We start from the raw sequence: 6,597 nt of genomic DNA, 5'->3' as shown, positions 1-6,597 counted from the left end.
TAATGGTGGGCCTGAGTGGACTTGAACCACCGACCTCACGCTTATCAGGCGTGCGCTCTGACCAACTGAGCTACAGGCCCCAATTAATTCAATAAGAAATAATGGAGTGCTTACAGCACACGATTGATTTTTTACAATGAAGCAAATCCATCGTAGTGAAAAAATCGGATTAATGGAGCGGGTGATGGGAATCGAACCCACATCATCAGCTTGGAAGGCTGAGGTTTTACCACTAAACTACACCCGCATATATTATTGATATTGTTACATCGATGGTCGGGAAGACAGGATTCGAACCTGCGACCCCTTGGTCCCAAACCAAGTGCTCTACCAAGCTGAGCTACTTCCCGTAGAATGGCGCGCCCGAGAGGAGTCGAACCCCTAACCTTCTGATCCGTAGTCAGACGCTCTATCCAATTGAGCTACGGGCGCTTAATAAAGCGACATTTTCTAATATAACATTCATTCAATTTTAAGTCAATACTTTTTTTGGTGCGGCCGAGAGGACTTGAACCTCCACGGGGTGAACCCCCACTAGGCCCTCAACCTAGCGCGTCTGCCGATTCCGCCACGACCGCAAGTTTAAAACGAACCGGAAACAAACTAAAACGCTGTACATGACAACAAAAAATGGTGCGGGTGGAGGGAGTCGAACCCCCACGCCGTAAGGCACTAGATCCTAAGTCTAGCGTGTCTGCCAGTTCCACCACACCCGCATAAAATGGTGAGCCATGAAGGATTCGAACCTTCGACCCTCTGATTAAAAGTCAGATGCTCTACCAACTGAGCTAATGGCTCATTAATTAAAGAAGTATTACAATCATTTTGAGTGTTGTGCTCGTCGTGTTGCAAGCTAATTCAGATGATGCCTCACTCCTCGCAAAGCCTACAATGATGTAGTACAAGGATGTTTACGGCTTCTCTTCCAACTGAGCTAATGGCTCATAATATATATCTTCTTAAAAAAGCGACATTGACTATTATATGAACTTTACAAATTAAAGTCAATAGTTAATTTTGGAATAAAAAATGGCTGGGCCAGCTGGATTCGAACCAGCGCATGACGGAATCAAAATCCGCTGCCTTACCGCTTGGCTATGGCCCAAACACAAAATGGCGGTCCGGACGGGACTCGAACCCGCGACCTCCTGCGTGACAGGCAGGCATTCTAACCAACTGAACTACCGGACCTATGTAATTTCCAAAAAAACAAAAGTGACCCGTACGGGATTCGAACCCGTGTTACCGCCGTGAAAGGGCGGTGTCTTAACCACTTGACCAACGGGCCATTCAGACAAAAAATAAAATGGCGGAGAAGGAGGGATTTGAACCCTCGCGCCGCTTACGCGACCTACACCCTTAGCAGGGGCGCCTCTTCAGCCACTTGAGTACTTCTCCACTGGCTCCACCGGTAGGATTCGAACCTACGACCAATCGGTTAACAGCCGATTGCTCTACCACTGAGCTACGGTGGAATGATATTATTGAGTATATCATTGAGCTGCAATCTTAGGTTATGTGCTCTTCATTCAACCATATCATTCATCTTTCTGGCTAAATCAATGATGTTGAATTCCTCGCAAAGCTTGCTTCGAAGATCTTTCGATGAGGTTGGCTTCGCTGTGTTAAAGCGTAACAACAGCGACGTTAAATATAATATAATATTTAGCCAGGCTTGTCAAACACTTTTTTAAAAATGAGTTATGTGTTTTGGCTTGTTTTTTTAAGGCTTATTTAATTTAACACGGGCGATGAATTTCGTCAATATTTCTTGTCATGTTTTTTTAATTTTCCACGACATTTTCCACAGCGGTACCGTTTTGTGTCGACTCTTCTGACCCTCGCATAGGATTGACCGCACTTTTCACAATAATAATGATGTTTTCTTTTAGATCTCTGAGAAGGTAGTTGTGAGCAGAAACGCGGAGATCCGGTATGTTTCAGCAGCTGACGAAACTCAGGGTCCCGGTGCTTGTATCCTTTTCCTTCAATATGCAGATGATAATGACACAGCTCGTGCTTGATGATTCCTATGAACTCTTCTTCCCCTATTTCCTCCAGAAACTTCGGATTCAATTCGATCGTACGCTTGGCAGGAATATACCTTCCTCCCGTAGTCCGGAGCCTGGTATTGAAACATACGTGATCAAGAAACGGTTTGTTAAAGTATTTCTCTGATATCTGATGCGTTAATTTTTCCAATTGAGCCTGGTCTAATTCCATCATATAGTCACACCACCTATACTACTTGCATATCTTATCATAGCAACTTATTTTTTCATCAAGGAGGTCTGTAAACCAAATGCCTGGCTGGTTAAAAAAACAGATGGCAAATGCTTTTTATCATAAAGATAAGTATCAAATAAAAATGCTGAATCAATGTTGGTTCTTTTACAAAAAGGAATATAAATAAAAGATACCAGAAATGGATACATCCTGGTATCTTTTTATATTTTTAAAAAAGGTTGTTGCTTTTTGTGGCGTTATTTATCGACCATTGTCAATGCAATCCTCTGCTTATCAACATCTACCTTTTCCACCCATACGGTGACTACATCTCCAACTGAGACCACATCCATTGGATGCTTGACAAACTTGTTGGCAAGCTTGGATATATGAACAAGCCCATCCTGTTTGACTCCGATATCTACGAAAGCACCAAAATCAACTACATTACGGACCGTACCTTCTAATTCCATTCCTTCTTCCAAATCCTCCATGGCGAGCACATTCTTTTTCAGTAATGGCTTAGGCAAGTCATCCCGGGGATCCCGGCCAGGCTGAACCAGTGCTTTGATGATATCCTGCAATGTAGGCAGACCGATATTTAACTTTTCTGCTGTTTCCTCCGTCTCCATCTCTTTCAAATTATCGGCAAGCTGTTTCGTACCTAAATCTTTTTCATTGCTTCCGACTATTTGTAATAGTTCCCGGGCTGCTTGATAACTTTCCGGGTGGATCGGTGTTCGGTCCAGTGCTTCATCACCATCCAGCACTCGTAAGAAACCAATACTTTGTTCGTATGTCTTCGCCCCAAGCCTTGGGATTTTTTTCAGTTGTTTCCTGTTCGTAAACTTGCCAAGCTCTTCCCTTTGTTTCACTACATTGTTTGCTACTGTCTTGCTTAAACCAGAAACATATTGAAGCAGTGAGCTTGATGCAGTATTAACATTAACACCAACCTGGTTTACTGCAGTTTCAACGACAAATGTCAATGATTCTTTCAGTTTTTTCTGGGTTACGTCGTGCTGGTATTGCCCTACCCCAATGGATTGTGGATCGATCTTGACCAGCTCGGCCAATGGGTCCTGGACACGGCGGGCGATGGAAATCGCACTTCGCTCTTCCACCTGCAGTTCCGGAAACTCTTCCCGCGCCAAAGGTGATGCGGAATAAACACTTGCTCCTGCTTCATTGACAATCATATAAGCAATGTCAAGGTTGTGCTTTTGGATCATATCGGCAATGAATTGTTCAGTCTCCCTGGACGCCGTTCCATTTCCGATCGCTATCAACTCAATCGGATGCCTTTCTAAATAAGAGAGCAACATCTTTTCTGCACCTTTTGTGTCATTACGTGGTGGTGTGGGGTACATAACCGAAACTCCATGGACTTTTCCGATTTCGTCGATGACGCCCAGCTTGCAACCTGTACGATAGGCCGGATCCACCCCAAGGACGGTTTTCCCTTTTAACGGCGGTTGCAACAGTAAGCTGCGTAAATTTTGGGAAAAGACTTCAATCGCTTGTTCTTCCGCTTTTTCAGAAAGGCTGTTACGGATCTCTCTTTCCACCGAAGGTTCAATCAGGCGTTTGTACCCGTCCTGGATAGCAGAAACTAAAAAGTCACGTATATCCTGTGCTGTAGAATTACGAATGACTTTACGTTCCAGATAAGTGATGATGCTTTCTTCGGGAGGATTGATAGAGACTTTGATAACCCCTTCTTTTTCTCCCCGATTCAAAGCCAGCACACGGTGGGAAACGATCGCCCTTACCGGTTCCTGGTAATCATAATACATTTCGAAAACGCCTTTTTCATCAGCTTCATCATTCTTTGCTGCAGACTTGACCGTACCGGACTGAAAGGTTTTTTGGCGGATATTCTCCCGATATTCAGGATGATCAGCAATCCACTCTGCAATGATGTCGTTGACTCCCGCCAGGACATCTTCTGCCGTATGTAGCTCGTTTTCTTCAGAGATATACGCCGCAGCTTCCCCGTCAAGGTCCATTGTTTTTTGTGCCCATACTTGTTCTGCTAACGGCTCCAGGCCTTTTTCTTTGGCAACTGTAGCACGAGTACGTCTTTTTTGTTTATAAGGACGGTATAAGTCCTCCACTTTTTGGAGCTGTGATGCTTGTTTTATGTCTCTGTGCAATTCATCTGTGAGTTTCCCCTGTTCTTCGATCAGACGGATTACTTCTTCTTTTCGCTGGTTCAAATTCTGAACATAGTTCCATTTATCTTCGATGGTTTTAATTTGTACTTCGTCCAGACCACCGGTCATTTCTTTTCGGTATCTGGCTATGAACGGTACGGTATTCCCATCGGCGAGCATATCAATTACTTGTTTTACAGCCTTTTCAGCTACATTTGCTTCTTGAGCCACCCATGCTTCCGGTGACGTTTTTACACTTTGTTCACTCAACGTGCAACCTCCTCAAACAATACATATCTTCTTTATTCTAACAGACTTTAGGTGTGTTTTTCTGTACGGACTAAAAAGGACCCTATCCCTGATACTGTGAGATAAGGCCCTTCAGTCATATTTCATGGCAATTAGTGTCGTATCATCATCTCTGACACCACCATTTTCAATTTCATAGTGTTTCACAATTCGCTCCACGTCAAAATCATGAAATAGTTTAGATGAAAGCTGGCGCTCATTCACACCATCCGAAAACATGATGAATACTAAACCACGTTCCAGTTTACCGTGGACGACGCGCATTTTTTTCGGATAACCGGTGAGATAACCGGCTAACGGAATATTACGTTTCTTTCGGCCTTCACTCGTCACCGTCATGATGCCGATATTACCAATTGAAGAATAGGAATAGGTCTCTGAAGGAAAGTCGATCTTCAATATACCCAGGACTACCCCTCGTTTGCTCATGAGGGCTTCGTTGCACTTCTTGATCAGGCCTTCAATAGGCAGGTCAGGATTGTCTTCAATCACATCCATGACAGCCTGGGAGGATTCTTTGGCTAGTTCGCCGCTGCCAAGCCCGTCAGCTATCGCGCAAACAAATGAATGTTCCGTTTCTTTGTAATAAAAACTGTCCCCACAATAATAGTTTCCCTTCTTAGGCTTTTGATACGTTGCAATTTTCACACGACGTACTTCATTACTCAATAGAAAGCCTCCGAGGATTCGGATTGCAGGGCTTCACGGAGTTTCCTAAGCGCTCGGCGCTGTAGCCTGGATACATGCATCTGGGATATTCCCAATTGCTCGCCGGTATCCTTCTGACTCATATTTTCAAAATAGGTACATTGAAGAATTTCCTGTTCGCGTTCGGATAAGATAGGAAGCACTTTCTCTAAAAGCATCTGCTGATCGATTTGATCATATCCGGCTTCCTGATTGCCAATTAAATCTAAGATCGTGACAGTGCTGCCATCCGAATCTGCTTCGATTTTCCGATCCACAGACAATGCTTTGTAGCTCTTACCCATCTCCATCGTTTCTAACACATCTTCTTCCGATACCTCTAAATAATCAGCAATCTCTAATACAGAAGGTGAACGCTGTAATTGAGTGGTTAATTCTTCAGCTGCTTTTTTAATTTTCGGTCCTAATTCTTTAATTCGTCTTGGCACATGCACACTCCAGGTTTTATCCCGGATAAAACGCTTGATCTCCCCAATAATCGTAGGAATGGCAAATGACTCAAACGATTTACCGAAAGACGGGTCATACCTGCGAATAGCTGCCAACAGACCTAACATACCAACTTGAGCAAGGTCTTCATGAATCGAGCTGTTTTTTGAATATTTTCTGGCTATAGATTCAACCAGATCCTTATATGCTAATACCACTTTTTCCTGGACTTCCTCATCTCTAGGGTTTTCCTGGAGATAAGCAATCCATTGGTATACTTCATCTTCCCCTTTATTGTGTTGTTGAGATCTGGTCGCCATCTTGACCCACCTCATTCTCAGAAAGATACTTCGTCATAAGCACTATGACTCCATATCTGCTACTGATCTCCACCTTATCCATCAAGGCATCAATCAAAAACAACCCGAAGCCCCCTTCTCGCAGGTCTTCGATCGCATCATTCTGTTGGTAAGGACCGATATCTTCTTTAACATTGGAAAGATCAAAACTTCCGCCATGGTCTGCTACCATGATTTCCAGACGATCACTATAAACGCCGAAACCGATTGTTATTTCACCTTCATCGGTTTCTTTATATGCATGTTTAACTGCATTGGTAATCGCTTCTGAAATAGCAACTTTCAAATCTTCAATATCTTCATAAGAAAAACCCATACGATTGGCTATACCAGAAGTACTTAACCTTACCACACCTACATACTCAGGCTTGGCAGGTACCTTCACTTCAACAAAATCAAATGGTTCCATT

Annotated in this window: 6 protein-coding genes and 12 tRNA genes; 1 reads left to right on the top strand and 17 read right to left on the bottom strand. The window is 43.5% G+C overall.

Translation table 11 applies throughout. From position 1 onward, the window contains the following. Positions 1 to 3 precede the first annotated feature (3 nt). The 13 genes from P855_RS0120155 to P855_RS0120095 form a co-directional block, all read right to left on the bottom strand. Positions 4 to 80 (bottom strand) — tRNA-Ile (locus P855_RS0120155). A 93-nt stretch (positions 81 to 173) separates the two neighbouring features. After that, a tRNA-Gly gene (locus tag P855_RS0120150) sits at positions 174 to 247 on the bottom strand. Between the two features lie 26 nt (positions 248 to 273). Then, positions 274 to 350 (bottom strand) — tRNA-Pro (locus tag P855_RS0120145). A gap of 5 nt (positions 351 to 355) precedes the next feature. Continuing rightward, positions 356 to 432 (bottom strand) — tRNA-Arg (locus P855_RS0120140). A 58-nt stretch (positions 433 to 490) separates the two neighbouring features. Next, positions 491 to 578, bottom strand: a tRNA-Leu gene (locus tag P855_RS0120135). Positions 579 to 631: 53 nt separating this feature from the next. Beyond that, positions 632 to 716: transfer RNA gene (locus P855_RS0120130), tRNA-Leu, on the bottom strand. Between the two features lie 6 nt (positions 717 to 722). Further along, a tRNA-Lys gene (locus P855_RS0120125) sits at positions 723 to 798 on the bottom strand. A 232-nt stretch (positions 799 to 1,030) separates the two neighbouring features. Continuing rightward, positions 1,031 to 1,105 (bottom strand) — tRNA-Gln (locus P855_RS0120120). A gap of 9 nt (positions 1,106 to 1,114) precedes the next feature. Then, positions 1,115 to 1,191, bottom strand: a tRNA-Asp gene (locus P855_RS0120115). Between the two features lie 25 nt (positions 1,192 to 1,216). Continuing rightward, positions 1,217 to 1,288: transfer RNA gene (locus P855_RS0120110), tRNA-Glu, on the bottom strand. A 19-nt stretch (positions 1,289 to 1,307) separates the two neighbouring features. Then, positions 1,308 to 1,398, bottom strand: a tRNA-Ser gene (locus P855_RS0120105). A gap of 2 nt (positions 1,399 to 1,400) precedes the next feature. Further along, positions 1,401 to 1,475, bottom strand: a tRNA-Asn gene (locus tag P855_RS0120100). 286 nt (positions 1,476 to 1,761) lie between these two features. After that, on the bottom strand, positions 1,762 to 2,226 hold the full coding sequence (locus tag P855_RS0120095) for a SprT family protein (protein ID WP_028785218.1): 465 nt from the start codon (positions 2,224 to 2,226) through the stop codon (positions 1,762 to 1,764). Between the two features lie 76 nt (positions 2,227 to 2,302). Between P855_RS0120095 and cmpA the strand changes: the two genes are divergently transcribed. Beyond that, positions 2,303 to 2,413: a cortex morphogenetic protein CmpA gene (gene cmpA / locus P855_RS22190; RefSeq protein ID WP_085505089.1), complete on the top strand. Its 111-nt coding sequence runs from the start codon at positions 2,303 to 2,305 to the stop codon at positions 2,411 to 2,413. 70 nt (positions 2,414 to 2,483) lie between these two features. On the opposite strand, the gene P855_RS0120085 is transcribed toward cmpA, so the two are convergent. The 4 genes from P855_RS0120085 to rsbW form a co-directional block, all read right to left on the bottom strand. Beyond that, complete coding sequence (locus P855_RS0120085; RefSeq protein ID WP_028785217.1) at positions 2,484 to 4,652, bottom strand: Tex family protein; 2,169 nt, start codon at positions 4,650 to 4,652, stop codon at positions 2,484 to 2,486. Positions 4,653 to 4,763: 111 nt separating this feature from the next. After that, positions 4,764 to 5,360: a SpoIIE family protein phosphatase gene (locus tag P855_RS0120080; protein WP_028785216.1), complete on the bottom strand. Its 597-nt coding sequence runs from the start codon at positions 5,358 to 5,360 to the stop codon at positions 4,764 to 4,766. Beyond that, complete coding sequence (gene sigB, locus P855_RS0120075; protein WP_028785215.1) at positions 5,357 to 6,148, bottom strand: RNA polymerase sigma factor SigB; 792 nt, start codon at positions 6,146 to 6,148, stop codon at positions 5,357 to 5,359. Before sigB ends, P855_RS0120080 begins: the two co-directional genes overlap by 4 nt. Beyond that, on the bottom strand, positions 6,120 to 6,596 hold the full coding sequence (gene rsbW / locus P855_RS0120070; RefSeq protein WP_028785214.1) for an anti-sigma B factor RsbW: 477 nt from the start codon (positions 6,594 to 6,596) through the stop codon (positions 6,120 to 6,122). Before rsbW ends, sigB begins: the two co-directional genes overlap by 29 nt. Between the last annotated feature and the right edge of the window lies 1 nt (position 6,597).

It is taken from the genome of Thalassobacillus devorans MSP14, assembly GCF_000496835.1.
Classification (GTDB): domain Bacteria; phylum Bacillota; class Bacilli; order Bacillales; family Halobacillaceae; genus Thalassobacillus; species Thalassobacillus devorans_B.
Note: the sequence above shows the minus strand (reverse complement) of the source record. Positions and strands in the feature narration are given on the sequence as shown.